Source organism: Legionella hackeliae (assembly GCF_000953655.1).
GTDB classification, from domain to species: domain Bacteria; phylum Pseudomonadota; class Gammaproteobacteria; order Legionellales; family Legionellaceae; genus Tatlockia; species Tatlockia hackeliae.
In genome coordinates, this window is the sequence record NZ_LN681225.1 from 1,106,345 (window position 1) to 1,124,514 (window position 18,170).

The window sequence follows — 18,170 nt, forward strand, 5'->3', positions numbered from 1 at the left end:
TTATGCCTCGTAGCGAGTTACGGTTTGTTCAATAGCACCAAATAAAGATTGTCCCTGAGGAGAAAGCATCTCTATTCGTATGGTATCTCCATAAGTCATGTAAGACGTTGTGGGTTTTCCGTCAGCAAGAATTTCTAACATACGCTTTTCTGCAATACAAGATGAGCCTTTACTGCGATCAACATTTGAAACAGTTCCCGAACCTATAATTGTTCCAGCAGCTAGAAATCTTGTTTTGGCAGCATGAGCAATCAATTCTGGAAAAGAGAATGTCATATCGACGCCTGCATTAGGTGCACCAAATAATTGCCCATTTAGATGACTCAATAAAGGTAAATGCACCCGTTGTCCATCCCAATGTGAACCTAACTCATCGGGTGTAATCGCAACAGGTGAAAAGCTACTTGCTGGTTTTGACTGGAAAAATCCAAAACCTTTGGCAATTTCTGCGGGAATTAAATTACGTAAAGAAACATCGTTAACTAATAATATGAGTTTGATGTGTTGGGCTGCATGTTGACTGTTAATTGCCATTGGCACATCATCAGTAATCACTGCGACTTCTGCTTCAAAATCAACACCATAGGTTTCGTCAGCCACTAAAATAGGTTCTCTTGGTCCTAGAAAACTATCTGAACCGCCTTGATACATTAGAGGATCGGTCCAAAAATCGGCAGGCATTTCCGCTCCCCGTGCTTTACGGACTAATTCCACATGATTAACATAAGCACTGCCATCGGCCCATTGATAGGCTCTTGGTAAGGGTGAGGTGTATTGACTAGCTTCAAAGGGGAAACTTGCTTTAATTTGTCCTTCATTGAGAGCGAGATAAACTTCTCGTAATTTACTCTCAACATCGTGCCAGTGATCAAGAGCATCTTGTAATGTTTCAGCGATATGAGCTACTTTGGTGGCCATGGTTAATTGTTGATTTACCACACAAAGTTCACCATCACGGCAGATAGCCGATTTCATTGTCGCAAGTTTCATTGCTGTTTCCCTTAATAGAATTGTGGTGCAAAGTATTTAATCATGGGTCACTCCAAGGGTTCGCAAGTTTATTACAAACACCTGGAGTGATTGTTGATTTTAATGGGTTTCTTGTAAAGTTCCACGCTTAATTTGATCGCGTTCAATCGCTTCAAATAAAGCCTGGAAGTTTCCTTCACCGAAACCTTGGTTCCCTTTGCGTTGGATAATTTCAAAGAATACTGGACCAAAAATATTTTCTGTAAAAATTTGCAACAATAAACCGGAACTAGGTTCTCGTTCGCCATCAATTAAAATGCGTTCTTGTTGCAATTTTGCCAATGGTTCTTTATGCCAGGGAATACGGTTATCAATCATTTCGTAATACGTGTCAGGCACATCGAGGAATTGAACCTTGTGTTTTCTTAAAGTGTGAACAGTATGATAGATATCTTCTGTGTTCAGGGCGATATGCTGAATACCTTCGCCGTGATACTCATGTAAGAATTCTTCAATTTGTGATACATCATCTTTTGATTCATTTAATGGAATTTTAATTTTTCCGCAGGGGCTTGATAATGCTCTACTAATTAGTCCTGACATTTGACCTTTAATATTAAAGAATCTGATTTCATGGAAGTTAAAAATGGTTTCATAGAACTTCGCCCATTTATCCATGTTGCCACGATAGACATTATGCGTGAGGTGGTCGATAAAAGTTAGCCCGCAATCGGTAGCTGAGCTTGATTGTCGCTCCCATTGCCCCGCAAAAGGCTGGTGATTCTCATCAACAAAATAAATGACGCTCCCACCAATTGCTTGAATAGCAAATAAACCGTGATCGGCATGTTTACAGTCCTGGAAAGCAACAGCACCGTTCTTAAGCGCGTGCTTATAAGCATGTTCGGCATCTTTGACACGAAAACCCATTGCACAGGCACCTGCTCCATGAGTGGCTGCATGTTGTTCGGCTTGGCAATCTTTCGCCGCATTAATAATAAACTGTATGGCTCCCTGTTGATAAAGCGCAATATCCTGGCTTTGGTGGGTAGCTACCTGATGAAAGCCCATGTCACTAAACTGTTGATGCAAGAAAGATTTGTCTGGACCTGAAAACTCCAGAAAGGCAAAACCATCTAGTCCACAAGGATTACCTTCATGATGATTTATCATATGTTCATTCATGTATACACTCCCTTATTGTCTTCATATAATCCACTTCAACAATGACATCATTGGAATATATCGTTTCTGCCATTGTCACTTTAACCCCTGTTTTACTCGGAACAAAGATTAATACAATCAGGTTCGAGGTTTAATTAGAAAAAGCCCGTCTGCTATTGCCAATAAACTAACATCAACGCGCTCATCTTGTTTAATTATTTCATTCAAGTGTCGAATTTCTCGTGTTTGCCCACTCGTATCCTGCTCGTTAATGACGTTTCCGTCCCAAAAAATATTATCAACAGCAATGACTCCACGAGGATGAATTAGCTGTAAAGCCAGTTCATAGTAATTAAGATAATTTGTTTTATCCGCATCAATAAAAATAAAATCAAAACTATGAGCGTGCCCTTCTGTTAATAAACCCTGCAGGGAAGTCAATGCTGGACCTAGGCGTAATTGTATTTTCTTTTCTTGTTGGGCTTCACGCCAGAATGGATGTGCTTTTGAGGTCCATTCTGTATTAATATCACAAGTAATCAATTGTCCATCGTCAGGAAGTGCCATTGCCATTGCTAAAGCGCTGTAACCTGTAAACGTCCCTAACTCAAGTATTTTTTTGGCATTAATTGTCCGAATCAAGAATTGCATAAATTGAGCTTGTTCAGGAGCAATCTGCATATTGCCAAGGGGCAGCTTTGCAGTTTCTTCCCTTAAAGCTTTTAATACAGGATCTTCTCGTAACGAAATATCCAACATATAAGCATAGAGTTCTGGCGTGAGATTTAAATGCTGTTTCATCCAAACCACCTTGTAATATAAGCTTTGGAACAATCCAAAGGTTATTGCGTAATAAACTAAGCCAATTTCTCCTGAGCGAGAGTATCAGCAATTTCACTGGCTGGACGATTTTCTTTTTGAGAACGAATAAAGATTTCTAGCAAAGAAGTACCGATGCCATCAATTTGTTGATTCACCTGGTCTTGTGGAGTATTAAAATATTTGCTCGCTGCAAATACTAAACCACCGGCATTAATCACGTAGTCGGCTGCATACAGGATGCCCTTTTCATGGAGTATTGGACCATGGTAAGTATGGGCCAATTGATTATTAGCAGCACCTGCGATGATGGTAGTCTGTAACTGACTAATAGTAATATCATTGATAACAGCACCTAAAGCACAAGGTGCAAATACGTCACAAGGAACTCGATGAATCATGTCTGTGGAAACTGCTGTAGCGCCAAACTCTTCAACGGCACGTTGAACTGCACGAGGGTTTACATCGGTCACTGTTAATTTAGCACCTAAGGCGTGTAAATGAGAGGCTAGTAAATAACCAACATGTCCCAAACCCTGAATCGCAATATGCAATCCATTTAAATTATCTTTGCCTAATTTAAATTCTACGGCCGCTTGAATACCTCTTAAAACACCTTTTGCAGTAGATGGAGACGGATCACCATTATGACTGGATAAGCTAGCGACATAAGAGGTATGTTGGCCAATGATGTCCATGTCGCTTAGTTGCGTGCCGCTATCCAGAGCTGTAATATATCTACCGCCTAAATCATTTACAAATCGTCCAAAAGCATGCAGATAGGCTTCACGATCAAAAGGTTTGTTGGGTTTAATAATAACTGCTTTACCCCCACCGAGTGGAAGATTAACTGACGCTGCCTTAAAACTCATACCTCTAGCAAGACGCATCGCATCATTAATGGCACTTGCAGTATTTGGATATTCAATAAATCGACATCCACCGAGAGCTGGCCCAAGCTTCGTGCTATGTATGGCAACAATGGCTTTCATTCCAGTCTCTGGATCGACTTTAAAATGAAGGTCGCCAAATCCGTGTGCAAGCGCATAATCAAGAAAATCGTCTTGAACAGGTATACTGGTTTCAGTTTTTTTTAGTATATCAATGGACATCATCGGTAAAGCTCCAAGAATTTCTCGTGCACATGTTATAGACCCATTCAACAAGTAAATCAATGGCGGCAATAACCCTCATCTATAGTCTATATCTTTTTTGTTTATTATTCGCAAAAAATGGGTGCAAAACGTCCAATTTTTTTATTCCTTTGGAGTTTTTTGACATTGCCTTCCTAGAAAATTGGAAGCATCTCTATCCTGGTGTAAACTGACTAAAACATTATTGGAGACGCTGAATGAAAAAATTCGCAGCAATGCTTGTTTTAGGACTAAGTAGTTCTATATCACTTGCTATCCCACCGAAGCCTGTGCTCGATAAGGTGATGTTCCAAATGTCTGCAAGACAATGGGTGACCACACAGACAGCCTTGTTGACAGTTAATGTGAACGCGACATTATCAAATGCTGATCTGGTAAAAACACGCGCTGACATTATGTCAATGCTTGGAAAAATAGCCTCAGGTGATTGGCATATCACTCAATTTGATCGCTCTCAAGACAGTTCCGGCCTTGAAAAACTATTCGTTGCTGCTGAAGCTCGGGTGCCACAAGCTAGTTTGACTAATATTTATCAAAATGCAAAAGATGTGAGTAAGCCAGGAGCGACTTACACAATTAATGGGATTGAATTTAAACCGAGCATGGAAGAAATTCAACAAGTTAAAGTACAACTGCGTGAGCGCTTATACAAACTTGTTAATGATGAAATTGGCCGATTAAACAAGGTTTATACAACACAGCATTATAGTTTGAACTCTCTAATGTTTGTTGAGGGAGATGTTGCCCCTGTACAGCCTCAAGCTTATCGGGCAAAAAACACGATGATGATGGCTGAGATGGCTTCTTCAGCTCCAGCTCTGACAGTGAGTAACGAATTAACAATGAACGCTATTATAGAGTTGGCTTCAAATCGAGAAGAGGGTAGTAATGCAGCAGCAACCACAGCGAATTGAGAAAATAATCGGTCACCGTGGTGCATCAGCTTATGCACCAGAAAATACCTTAGCGGCTTTTGATAAAGCATTGGCCTTAGGTTGTCGCTATCTTGAATTTGATGTCATGGTAAGTGCTGATGGTGAGCCGTTTGTCTTTCATGATGAGACCTTAAAAAGAACCACCAATGGTCAGGGTCAGATAGGGTTGGTGACTGCTGAGTATTTGCAATCTTTAGATGCTGGTCGCTGGTTTTCGCGTCGTTTTCGTGGGGAGAAAATACCTCATTTTCGAGAAGCACTGGAGTGGCTCACTTTTTCAGACGTTCAGGCAAATATTGAAATTAAACCTTATCCCGGAACTACAGAGCAAACTACAGTGGCTGTTTTATCGCATATAAACCGTTATTGGCCACAAAATAAACCCTTACCATTGGTCTCCAGTTTTGACCTTGCCGCATTAACGTTATGCCGAAGTTTGGCTCCGGAAATGCCATTGGGTTTATTGCTTGATGAGTGGGATAAAGACTGGTTACAAAAAGCCAAGGAACTGGATTGCTATTCTGTTCATTTCAATAAGCGCGCCTTAACGGCAGTACGTGTGAAGGAAGTCAAAGAGCAAGGGTATGCAGTGCTTGTGTATACGGTAAATCGCAGGCGACAAGCAAGAAAGCTTTTTGATTGGGGTGTGGATGCAGTGTTTAGCGATTATCCTGATTTGTTGTCATGAAACATTTGATACTGCTCACTCTCTTTTTTCTATGGTCTACAGTGGAAGCCAAGCCTGTTGAAATTGTAATGTGGCATTCGATGGCTGGTCATTTAGGCCATGAAATTAGACAGTTAGCAGCTGGCTTTAACCAAAGCCAAAATGAATATAAGTTGAAACTCGTTTATAAAGGTGAATACACAGAAGCTATGACGAGTTTCGCTGCGGCTTTTCGCGCCAAACAACCTCCTGCCATCGTCCAAATTTTTGAAGTCGGTACAACGACCATGCTTTATCCTAAGGGAATTATTAAACCTGTGGATGAGCTCATGGAAGAACAAGGTTTAAGTTTACCAAAAGACAGTTTTCTTCCGGCTATACGCTCCTTCTATAGTGAAAACGGAAAATTAATGGCGATGCCGTTCAATACATCAATTCCTGTCATTTATTACAATGCTGATGCTTTGGCTAAAATTGGCTATTGGAAAGATAATTTTCCTCACACTTGGCAGGAAATGGATCATTTGGCCGTTGATTTGCAAAAAGCGGGCTTTGTTTGTGTTTATACGACGGCTTATCCTGCGTGGATACAAATTGAAGCGTTCTCAGCGATTCATGGTTTAACCATGACTGATCCTCAATTATCAGTAGCAACGTATAACAACAAGACCATTATCAAACATCTGACACGATTAAAAGAGTGGCAAAAGAAACATTATTTTGAATATGGTGGGCGGGCAAGCGATGCAACGATATTGTTTACAAGTGGTCGCTGTCCTTTATTTAGTCAATCCTCTGGCAGTTATAATAGCTTGTCAGAACTCGTGAATTTTAAAGTTGGTGTTGCAGCGCTCCCTCTGGATATTGAGGTAAGTCCTACACGACATAACAACATTGCAGGTGGGGCCGCGCTCTGGGCTGTTGCAGGGCAACCCTCCGCAGTCTATCGAGGTGTAGCAAAATTCTTCTCATACCTGACCCAGCCCACTATACAACAGCAGTGGCATCAACATACAGGTTATTTACCATTAGGACTCACAGGAATTTATAGTGTGCTGGCCACAGAGAGTAATCATCCAATCGTGCAATTAGGACGAATAGAATTAGGGCAAAATTCCACTCAAAAAATTTACGTGGGTCCGCAAAATTTAATACGAGCTATCAATGATGAGGCTTTGGAGGCTATATTTTCAGGGATGTTAAGGCCTGAAGAAGCCATTAACAAAGCAGTTCAACGAGCTAACTATACGCTAATGCGCTTTAATCGCAACACCAAATCATCCGGTTAACTAATAATCTCACTCGCTCCTAAAATAGCAGAAAAAAATAACAATCTTTCGTTGAGAGTTACTTTTTCTGCTATTTTTATCTTGTACCTGCTTCATTACCTCAACTATTTCTAAGGAAGGAATATCATGAACAGACAAATTCACCCCGATTCAAAAGCGTTCATACAACGTTTGGGCGAACGTGCAAAAACGGCTTTAAATGGAAATAACCTGCTTGAATTGTCTCCGGAGCAAGCCCGTAAGGCATTTAATCTATTAACAGCCCCGGTACCTGGAAAATTAAAACCGATTGATGTGCATGTCGAGGACAAAACACTCAATATAGACGGTACTAATCTACAAGTACGTTTATACCGACCCAAGAAGGATACCTCTGACTTGCCTGCTCTAATTTATTGCCATGGCGGTGGTTATGTATTTGGAGAACTTGATTTTCTTGATTATGCTTGCAGAGCTCTATGCGAAGGTGCACATTGCCTGGTTGTTGGCGTGGGTTTTCGTCGTGCACCTGAGCATAAATTCCCAACAGCCCACATGGATTGTTACAATGTAGCACGTTATATCCAAAAACATGCGCGCGAGTTTGGTTGCAATGGCATTTTGGCTGTGGGTGGAGATAGTGCTGGTGGCAATATTGCTGCAAGTATTTGTCATCTTGCTAAAAAGAATAAGGATTTAAGTATTTGCTTCCAATTACTTTATTATCCATGGGTTGATTTGAATAATACAATGCCCTCCGATAAAACCTTTGAAAGTGGATATTTTCTCGAAACAGCGACGCTTCATTGGATGAGAAAGCAATACTTATCTAAACCTGAGGATGAAAAAGATCCTGTTGCTAATCCACAGTTCCAAAAAGATTTTTCTAATCTACCGCCGGCATTAATTATTGCAGCAGAATGTGATCCTATTCATGATGATGCAAAAAAATATTTCCAACAGCTCGTTGACGCCGGGAATGATGCCCAATTTATGGAATGTGGTGGTATTCTTCATGATTTCTGTGCTTTACCCTCTCATTATGAAGCGGCTTTATTAGCTTACGCAGTTTCAAGTTATGCATTAAAGAAAGCATTTAATCATTAAAAAAGCGTATTTCGTCCTGGCAGATATTGGTCAGGACGAAGAATTTATTTGTTCAAACCTCGATTTGTTCAATATTTGTACTATACTGAAAAAGCTGTTCCTTGAAGTCGGTCTAAAAAAATTTAGCCGTGTCAATGCTTGCCTGGAGTTGGTAGCAGAGTCATGTAGATTTCGATGGAGAAAATATGCTTAAAAAAAACAAAATTATCCAAATAGAAGAATTTTGGGAGCTTAAAATAAATCGAAGTACTTTAGCATGCTTGTCCGGAGGCGATATAAATAAAAGTTACTTTGTGAATACTTCAACGGGCAAATATATCATTAAGCATATTAACATATTGCAATACATAAAGAGTTATCGTACCAACAAAGTTGAAACCCTACAGTCGTTATCGTTTGTAGAAACGGTTGCTAAAGTTCAAAAAGAAAATGTGGTTTCTGCTGTTGAGGGCAAGAAAGGCTTTTTTTTAGAGGATGACAACCAAATATTTATTTTATATCCCTTTAAAGACGGTCGTGTAGTAGTAAATGATGAAATTCAAGTCCCCATGGTCTCTCAAATTGCTAATAAGCTTCATGAGATACACAACTCCTCCAAAAGCTATGACAAAAAATTTGCACAAGATAAGGGAGAGCGATATTACACTATTGCCAAACAACTCATTTTTAGCAGATGGTGGGAATTAATTAATAAATTCTCAAAAAGTTTACATCTATTCCCACGTTTAAATCATATTTCTCATTTTCTTATTACTAATCAAGGCTTATTTCTACAGGCATTAGAAGCAATGAGCATTAATAAATTGTGTCACAATGATCTGAAACCTAAAAATGTATTATGGTCAAAAAATAAGGACCACTTTTGGATACTTGATTGGGAAGCTGCTAGTGAGTTTGATTATAGAGCGGATTATTTAGATACTCTAATCGCCTGGTCTGTCGAGTGTGCAAAAGACAAATTGTCTTTTAATACCGAGAAAGTTCATGTTTTTCAAGAGACTTATGGCTTAATTCGTGAGGAACTTGAGTTAAGTATTTATATAGTGCTCGTAAAGTGGTATTTCTGGCTTGCCTTCTGCTTAAGTAAATGTCTACGACAACCGCCCCAGGCTTTCAACCAAATTCCTTTTATTAAAGAAGCAATTACGTATATTGAATTTATAATCGATAAAAAAGAGCTAACGATGCTGAGATAACGACTAAAAAAAAAGAAATTATTAAGGTATTGTCTGGAGGGGGAGTTGTATGAATCAATTACTTTTACAAAAAATTTTCCATCATGCCAAGATACATCCCAATAAAACTGCCTTAAAGTTTTTTGAGGGCAACTATCAAACTTCCCAGGAATTGACCTATAAACAACTCGAAGAAAAAATTGTTGCTTTAGCCAATATACTTTTTAGTTTACATGTTGACGATATCCATAAGAAAAATGAGCAACACCCCATCCTCCTTTTATTTGATTCCTCTCTTGATTACATTGTGTCATTTTTAGCAGTACTCCATACTAATAATATTGCAGTCACTGCCTATCCTCCACGACAAACCCGCCATTTACAACGCTTGTTAAAAATTGTCGAGGATTCCCACGTAGGCACCATATTAACTATGGCAAAGGTGAAAAAATACTGTGAAATCAATGATTTTATATTTCCAGCTCAGGCGAAATTGCTATGTCTTGATGAGTTGGAATACGAAAATGCTTCCCGTTTTACTCTACTAGATCCTAATCCTGAGCATGTTGCTTTTTTACAATATACTTCCGGTTCTACTGGTGCTCCCAAGGGCGTTGTTGTTACTCAAAAAAATATTGTTAGTAATCTTCAGCTAGCGATCGATCTTGTGGGGTTAGAATCGCTGCAAACTTGTGTTAGCTGGTTACCAATTTTTCATGATATGGGATTGATAGGTAATACCTTATTACCTCTCTACTCAGGTGGGACTTGTGTATTTATGGCCCCATTAACCTTTCTTAAAAAGCCTTGGTTTTGGTTACAAAAAATTAGTGAGGAGAAGGGAACTTATACTATGGCTCCTAATTTTTCCTATGAACTGGCAGTTACCGCACTCGAAAAACAAAAGGTAAAAAGCGAATTAGATTTTTCTCATGTTTATCACTTGATTAATGGGGCCGAACCCATAAAACCAGAAACGATTCGACATGTTGAAGAAGTACTAACACCTTACGGATTAAAACCTGGCACCATGAAGCCTGGTTACGGGATGGCTGAGTCAACTTTAGTTATCTCTGTATACATAGACAAGGGTAAAGACAGATTTCTTCGAGTAAATAAGGATAAATTGGCTTTAGGACAAGTAGTGCCTGAGACTCACAATTCTGTGGAAGTTATTCGCTGTGGCAAGATTTTAAATGAATATACATTAAAGATTGTTGATCCCAACACCAAAGAAATCTTACCTAAACTATGTGTGGGAGAAATTTGGATGCAGGGAGCCTCTGTGGCCAAAGGTTACTATCTTAATAATGAAAAAACAACTGAAATATTTACTGCGTTTACAACAAATGGTGAAGGGCCTTTTTTACGTACTGGCGACTTAGCATTTATCGATGAGGAGAATTACATAGTCATCTGTGGACGAGTCAAAGATTTAATGATTATTAATGGTCGTAATATTTATCCTCAAGATGTTGAAAAAGCTTGCTATACCTCAGATCCTGATTTGATCGTTGATGGCTCAGCTGCCTTTTCACTCCCTGGAGAATACTCCGAAGAGTGTATTATTATTGCTGAGGTACGAAATCATCTTGAAAGTGAACGGTATCAAGAAATTTTAGCGAAAGTTAAACAATCTGTCTTTGAGTCAACGGATGTAGTTCCTAAAGATATTGTACTGATTCCACCTAAGCGTCTCCTGAAAACAAGTAGCGGCAAAGTACAGCGAAATGCTTGTAAACAAGCATATCTTAATAAAGAATTTCAGGTAACAGCTCAGCTCCTGGAGCCTGTAGAAGTACAGAGTCCAGAAATAACGGCTACTATGGATTCTGGGGATATTGTAAATTGGCTTAAAAATTGGCTAGTTACAAATGCTAAAGTTGCTTGTCACAATATCGATGAACATCGAGCTTTTTCTGAATATGGTCTTAATTCAATCAAGTTGGTAACTATGATTAGTGACTTGGAACAACATATTCAGCAACATTTAGATCCCTTGCTTGCTTGGGAGTTTCCTAATATTCATGCACTAAGCCAAAAGGTTGCCAATCATTCACCAATCGCACTCGCCTGTCAATCGCAGCAAGTCTATGAGCCCATTGCTATTATTGGTATGGATTGCAGAATTCCGGGAAATGATCAAACCACGCTCGTTGGTGTGGAGGACTTTTGGGCGTTTCTACAAAGCCAAAATGATAGTATTCGACCAATTCCGCAGGATCGCTGGGATATTCGTCAATACTATGATCCTGATCCTGTTAAAAAGGGGATGATGTATACCACTAGCGGAAGTTTTTTAACGGATGTTAGGCGATTTGATGCTAAATTTTTCAATATTTCCCCTCGAGAAGCAGAATATCTTGATCCGCAACAGCGCTTGGCATTAATGGTGACATGGAATGCTTTGGAAGATGCTGGTATTGTGCCTCAAAGCCTGAAAGAGAGTAAAACGGGTATATACCTTGGTATTAGTACTCATGATTATGACGCTTTAATCCAAAAACAGGTTCCGCTTGAAGAGTTGACCACTTATCAGGCGACAGGAACCAGTTTCTCTACCGCCGCTGGTCGCATTGCCTATTTCTTAGGTACTCATGGACCTTCCATGGCAATTGATACCGCATGTTCATCTTCTCTCGTAAGCATTCATCAAGCAAGTCGTGCTCTTCAAGATGGTGATTGTACTTTAGCTATTGCCGGTGGGGTTAATCTGATTTTATCGCCTGAGGGAAATATTATTTTTTGCAAAAGCGGCATGTTATCTCCCAAAAATCGTTGCAGTACATTCGATATTGAGGCCGATGGTTATGTTAGAGGAGAAGGGTGCGGCATTGTGATTTTAAAGAAATTGACGGATGCTTTACGTGACCATAATAAAATTTATGCCATTATTCATGGCAGCAGTGTGAATCAGGATGGTGCAAGTAATGGTCTTACAGCACCTAATTTAGGGGCTCAAATTGAGGTGATGGAATCTGCTATTAAAGTGGCAGGTTTAACACCTGAGCAAATTACTCATGTTGAAGCCCATGGTACAGGAACCTCTTTAGGTGATCCCATTGAATGGGAAGGAATTCGACGGGTTTATGCAAAAGATCGTCAAAATCCACTTCATATTACTTCGCTAAAAACACGTGTTGGCCATTTAGAAGCAGCCGCAGGGGTTGCCAGTTTTATAAAAACCGTTTTGGCAATTAAACATGGTCAAATTCCAGCTCATCTGCACTTAAAACAATTTAATCCTAAAATTAGCCAGCAAGAAATGATGAATGTTCCTTCTCAATTGCTGAACTGGGATGATAAACGTCGTTATGCTGGAGTGAGTTCATTTGGATTTAGTGGGACAAATGCTCATTTTATTTTGGGTAATTTTGACGAAAAAACTACAGTTGAAAAAGAACAACCACGTTCTCACCATCTTTGGGCTGTCAGTGCTCGAGATGAAAAAACACTGAAGACTTACTTACAAAAATATTGTGAATTTAGCCAATCTACAGCTGATGAGGATTTTGCTTCACTAAGCCACCAATCGCTCATTAGCAGGACACATTTTCAACATCGCGCATACATTGTTGCTAAGAATTATCAAGAGTGGCAACAAGCACTTTCTGAGGGAAATTGGCAACAAGGCCTGGTTGAGGAGAACATCAATTTCGCGTGGTTATTTACAGGGCAGGGGTGTTTAGAACCTAATTTTGCAGTTTCACTTTATTCCTCCTTGCCAGAGTTTGCGGCAACTATTGATGAGTGTTGTAGAATCACAGAAGCATTGCTGGACTATAGTTTACGCGATGTGCTGCTGAATACACCACTAGACATTGATATAAATTATACACTTTATGCTCAACCCGCATTGTTCTCTTTTGAATATGCGCTTGCAAAATGGTTTCTTTCATTAGGGTTAAAGCCTTCTGCATTACTTGGCCACAGTTTGGGTGAGTATGTAGCAGCTTGTGTGGCTGAGATAATGTCTTTAGAGGAGGCACTGCAATTAGTTTGCTTAAGAGCCAAACTTATCGCTTCACTGCCTGATAATGGGGCTATGCTTGCTATTGCCACCACAGCGGAAGAAGTACAAAAAATATTGGTTAATTTTTCAGATCTGACTATTTCAGTCAAAAATAGCCCGCAACAGACTGTTGTTTCTGGAGAAAAAGAGACGATTGAGGCGTTACTAAACTATTGTCAACAACAGGGTGTACGTTGCAAAAAAGTTGCTACATCGCATGCTTTTCATTCACCGTTAATGGCTCCTATTGTTGAAAAATTCTATCAACACGCACAAAAAATTGATTATAAGCCAGCAAAAATACCATTGATCACCAATGTTACAGGGATGGAGTTAACAAATAACATAAATGCTGAATATTGGTGTGAGCATTTAATAAAAACAGTTGAGTTTCATAAAGGCTTACAAACCCTCGCTACTAAAGGGGTCACTCTTCTACAAGAAATTGGTCCTAAGGCAGTACTAAGCGCCCAAGCTCAGGAAGTTTATAATTTCATAATACTTCCTTCTGTTCGAGATGCAAAAGAACCTTGGTCGACTTTATGTGAAGCTCTGGGTGAACTTTATTTAAAAGGGATAGAGATTAATTGGCAGCTTCTAAATACAGAGATAGTGAAAAAACATTCGCTTCCTAAATATCCGTTTATCGGAAGAGACTATTGGTTACCAGTAATTTCACAAGAAGAAAAACAGACTAATAGTCATTCATGGAAAAAGAATTTGCATAGCTTAAAATGGAAGAAACTAAACTATCAACCTGCTAAAGGGGATTATCGAAATGAACAGCTTACGTTCATAAATTATACTGACTCTCAAAATGATTCTCTGCTATCAACTCTAAAAAATTTCTACGGAAAAATTGATTTCATCACTCTAAATGCGTTAACAAAGCAAGAAATTTTGCAAAAAATTAATGACGCTAAACGTCTAATCTATTTTTGCAATTCCACCGATAATGATGTAAATGACATAGAGGAAGAGTTAAATAATGTCAGCTTAATTACAAAATTATTATTGGAACATGCTATAGAAAAGCCATTTGTTTTTCTCACACATCATCCTAAAAACTCAGTTTCAAAAATCGGATGTGCTTTGCTTGCTTTATTAAAGTCAATTAAACAGGAATATCCTGTTTGGCGCGTCCATTATTTACAAGGAGATTTGCTAAATAATGATTTTCAATGGATCCACAGCTTGCATCACTCAATGCATGGGCACTGGGTTTTACGCTATGAAAATCAAAATTACTATAGAAGACAAATTGTTCCCCTTGAACCCCATTTATTAGCGGGTAAGCGAGAGATTTATCCTGAGCATACTTACCTTGTTACAGGAGCAAATGGGGGTGTAGGACAATTGTTGATTGAAGCCTTGCTTGAACAAGGGGTTAAACATATCGTTGCTGTAGGCCGTAAAGCTAATCCTTCGAACTGGTCGGAAACGATAGACGCTTATCTCAAAAAAGGTGAAGCACACATTCATTACCACTCCTGCAATGTGGGTCAAATCAGCGAAGTAAATAAATTGCTTGCTATGGTTAGTCAAAAATTACCGCCCTTAGGCGTTATAATTCACGCTGCAGGCGTTGCTATTGATAAACCATGGCTGACAACCAGGGAGGAAGAAATCCGAGCTATTTTCTCTGGAAAAGCATTAGGCGCATTGAACCTGCATTTGGCAACAGCTAATCATCCTATCAAGGAATTTGTTTGTATTTCATCCATTGCAGGTATTTTTGGTAACCAGGGACAGGCTGCTTATGCAGCAGCAAATGCTTTTCTTGACGCGCTAAGTTATCAACGAAAGAAAGAGGGAAAACCAAGTCTCAACTTGATTTTAGGTCCTGTAAAAAATACTGGGCTATTTAAGGAAAATGAGGAAAATTTGGCGGATTACTTGGCTTTACAAGGGATTGTGCCCATCGAGCCAGAGTATATTAAGTTATTGTTAAAAGAACAGGAGAAAGAAAATAATATTGTTATTGCTCAATTTAATCGCAAGATTGATTCTTTAGAACATCGAGATAATCCAGCATTAGACTCGACTGAAAATTCTGAGGACGCCAACAAAAATCAATCGCATTCTTTAGTGGAAAATATCTTAAAAATAGTTCAAGAAACACTAAAACTTTCTACTGGAGAATTGGCTGCTAATGATAATTGGTTTGAGGTGGGAATGGATTCTATCATGGCAGCTCAGGTTGTTCATAAAGTAAATAAAAAATACAAGAAAAATTTAATCTCCGCAAAAGATATATTTAATTACTCTACTGCTGAAGAACTTGCAAAAATAGTGGATTCCTCTGTTAATTCAACTGTCGCTTCTATCGAAAAAAATGTACAACCAGTAATTGTAAAAGCAGAGCCTGCCCCAGAGAGTGTCCCCCTTTCTTTACAACAGCAAGAAATTTGGAATTTCCTCAAGAATGCGAATGATCATCGGGCTTATCAAATTCCAATGGAGCTATCTATAAAGGGATTTTTACGTGTTGATGATTTTAAAAAATCGGTGGAAAAAATAGGTTTGCGTCATGATGTTTTTCAATATGGATTTCATGAGGTTATTGGGCAGGTTAATCAGCATCGCCATAACGAAATTGTCATAAAACTTGAATTGAGTTCAAGTTGCGATGAGAAAGAAATTTCTGATTATTTGTCTGAACCATTTGATTTGAAAAAACCGCCTCTTTTACGTACAAAATTAATAAAAGTTGATGAGAATGAGTATCGATGGTTATTGGTATTTCACCATTTGATTGCTGATGGAAATACAGTGAGTGCCTTTATAAACGAAGTCATTGCTGATTATGAGGGCCAAACTCTCGAAGAACCTAAGCAATATTATCAGTTCATTACTTGGCAGTGGAATAACGTTTATTATGAATTAGATACTAATCTACGTGACTATTGGGCTGATACTTTAAAAGAAATTCCACTTGATGTGCCAATAAATGAAACTAGAAAAGAAGTGGACGTAATTTCTTCTACTCTACCCGTTGGTAATCTTAAGTCTGCAATAAAGCTCATTGAAAAAAATAAATTGTCACTAAGTAATTATTTGCTAGCCAATTTGTTTGAAATGCTTTTTGAACAATTTAAAAGAGAAGAACAAGGTATTGTTGTCTTTTTTTCTGGCCGTGAAAATGGTGATTTTTCTTCTGTATTTGGTGATACCTCTAATGATGTTATTATCACTGCTCGTAAAGAAAGAAATATTATGAAACAGACTAAATTACTTCAGGATCAATTATTGTCTGTAATTGATAAACAATACTTGCGTATGGCGATGATAAAAGAGATGGGGTTGCAAGCACCCATGATTTCTTTTGATTTTCAAAGGCGTTCTGATTTGGATTTGGTGAATACAAGCTTAGATATAACCGCTGTAAAAAGTGGAAATGTGCAAAATTACTCATGGGGCGATGAGCCAAGAATTTTATCATTTAAAGTGTTATTTAGCAGAGATGAAATTAAATTTTCATTAAAATATCGTACCGATAAAGTATCAGGAAATTATGCTGAAGAATTATTAAATAAATGGATTTCTACGATATCGAAAAGAAATTTAGATTTAAATAACAATCTGGTGGAAACTATGCATAAATCCATTCAGCAAGAGGCGTCATTTCTACAGCAAAATTTATGGGAATCATTTAAAAACCATCCCGATGGAATGCCATTTTATGTTCCAATTTTCAAAGAAGTTGATGCAGATATTGATGTGGAACGTCTGAATCTTGCAATGCACTCTTGTATTGTTAAGAATCCAGCACTGAGAACTTATTTTTCCGTAAACCATCAACTCAAATTAACTCTTGAAAAAGAAGCTGTGACAGTTCCCTTGCAAGTGATACAAACAAATGAGCTCTATAAAACATTGGGAGATTTATTAAGTGAGCCTATCTCGATTGATAAACCACCCTTATTCAGATGGTATCTAATTAATTATTCCCATGGTCTACCTATTTTATTAATTAGATTACATCATATTATTTTTGATGGAATTTCTTCTGAATTACTCTTAAATGATCTTGTCGACTTTTATAATGAACCTCAGAAAACTATAGAACAATCGCAAGATTCTGAATATTTAAAATTTTATGCCTCAGCGCAACAAAATTATCAAACCTATCTGAAGGATTACCAGAGTTACTTGCTGAGACTCAATAAAACGTATGGCATCAAAAATTTCACCGCTCCTAAAAAGAGTTATTTGGGTGGGCTGATTTATAGGAAATTATCTAAGGAAAATTCCATTAAGATTGAGCACTTTTGTCACAAAAACAAAATATCAAAATATGTATTTTACTTGTATATATTTAGCCTTGTTATTGCAGAAGTTCTCAATAAAAAAAATGAGGTATACATTAGTGTTGTTAAATCGAATAGAGGCGAACTTAAAGATGCTGGGATGATGGGATATTATGCTGACAACGTTCCCGTTGTTATTCCTATAGAGTCTGAATCTGACTTTATTACCCAGATACACAAGTTACAATTAATGATTCTTGAAGTTGTCCAACGTTTTCAATATGCTCCGCTGACTAAAGATTTGAGTCAAATTGGCTATATTCAACCTGAATTTATTTTTAATCAATATACACTTTCACCTGATAAAAAACCGTTTTATTCAGGAGATTATATTATTGAAAATATTGTGAATCAGCAAAAACAAGTCTCTCTCTGGAATTATTCTAATCCCGAAAAACTAAATTTCATGGTGCGAACTAGTGAACAGGGTGATCTTTTAGCATTGATTTTCAACCAAGATTTAATTGAGATGAAAGACGTGGATTATTTTTTGAATCAACTTATCGAAGAGGTCATGATTAAAGCACAGTTAGGTAACAAATTGGCAGTAGATTTTAACGATCATTACCCGAAAAGTGAGAGTTAAGAGT

At 38.2% G+C, this 18,170-nt stretch carries 10 protein-coding genes; 6 read left to right on the forward strand and 4 right to left on the reverse strand.

The features are described from left to right. The 4 genes from LHA_RS05095 to LHA_RS05110 form a co-directional block, all read right to left on the reverse strand. Entirely contained in the window at positions 1 to 990 is a 990-nt protein-coding gene (locus LHA_RS05095; RefSeq protein ID WP_045105577.1) for a fumarylacetoacetate hydrolase family protein, read from the reverse strand. A 99-nt stretch (positions 991 to 1,089) separates the two neighbouring features. Further along, complete coding sequence (gene hppD / locus LHA_RS05100; protein ID WP_082060289.1) at positions 1,090 to 2,154, reverse strand: 4-hydroxyphenylpyruvate dioxygenase; 1,065 nt, start codon at positions 2,152 to 2,154, stop codon at positions 1,090 to 1,092. Between the two features lie 117 nt (positions 2,155 to 2,271). Continuing rightward, entirely contained in the window at positions 2,272 to 2,934 is a 663-nt protein-coding gene (locus tag LHA_RS05105; RefSeq protein ID WP_045105578.1) for a class I SAM-dependent methyltransferase, read from the reverse strand. 56 nt (positions 2,935 to 2,990) lie between these two features. After that, positions 2,991 to 4,067: a Leu/Phe/Val dehydrogenase gene (locus LHA_RS05110; RefSeq protein ID WP_045105579.1), complete on the reverse strand. Its 1,077-nt coding sequence runs from the start codon at positions 4,065 to 4,067 to the stop codon at positions 2,991 to 2,993. Between the two features lie 254 nt (positions 4,068 to 4,321). Here LHA_RS05110 and LHA_RS05115 point away from each other — a divergent pair, with 254 nt between their 5' ends. From LHA_RS05115 to LHA_RS05140, 6 genes are all read left to right on the forward strand, one after another. Next, a complete protein-coding gene (locus tag LHA_RS05115) occupies positions 4,322 to 5,020 on the forward strand; it encodes a hypothetical protein (protein WP_407927334.1) in 699 nt (232 codons plus the stop codon). After that, positions 4,995 to 5,729 carry a glycerophosphodiester phosphodiesterase gene (ugpQ, locus tag LHA_RS05120; RefSeq protein ID WP_045105581.1) on the forward strand — a complete coding sequence of 245 codons (735 nt, stop codon included), beginning with the start codon at positions 4,995 to 4,997 and terminating at the stop codon, positions 5,727 to 5,729. The genes LHA_RS05115 and ugpQ overlap by 26 nt, the downstream gene beginning before the upstream one ends. Then, a complete protein-coding gene (locus LHA_RS05125; RefSeq protein ID WP_045105582.1) occupies positions 5,726 to 6,997 on the forward strand; it encodes an extracellular solute-binding protein in 1,272 nt (423 codons plus the stop codon). The genes ugpQ and LHA_RS05125 overlap by 4 nt, the downstream gene beginning before the upstream one ends. Before the next feature lie 126 nt (positions 6,998 to 7,123). Beyond that, positions 7,124 to 8,083, forward strand: a complete 960-nt coding sequence (locus LHA_RS05130; RefSeq protein ID WP_052673595.1) for an alpha/beta hydrolase — start codon at positions 7,124 to 7,126, stop codon at positions 8,081 to 8,083. Between the two features lie 185 nt (positions 8,084 to 8,268). Then, the gene (locus LHA_RS05135; protein WP_045105583.1) at positions 8,269 to 9,279 is read left to right on the forward strand and encodes a phosphotransferase; all 1,011 of its coding nucleotides are present in this window, start codon (positions 8,269 to 8,271) and stop codon (positions 9,277 to 9,279) included. A 49-nt stretch (positions 9,280 to 9,328) separates the two neighbouring features. Next, complete coding sequence (locus LHA_RS05140) at positions 9,329 to 18,166, forward strand: type I polyketide synthase (protein ID WP_045105584.1); 8,838 nt, start codon at positions 9,329 to 9,331, stop codon at positions 18,164 to 18,166. Positions 18,167 to 18,170: the final 4 nt, after the last annotated feature.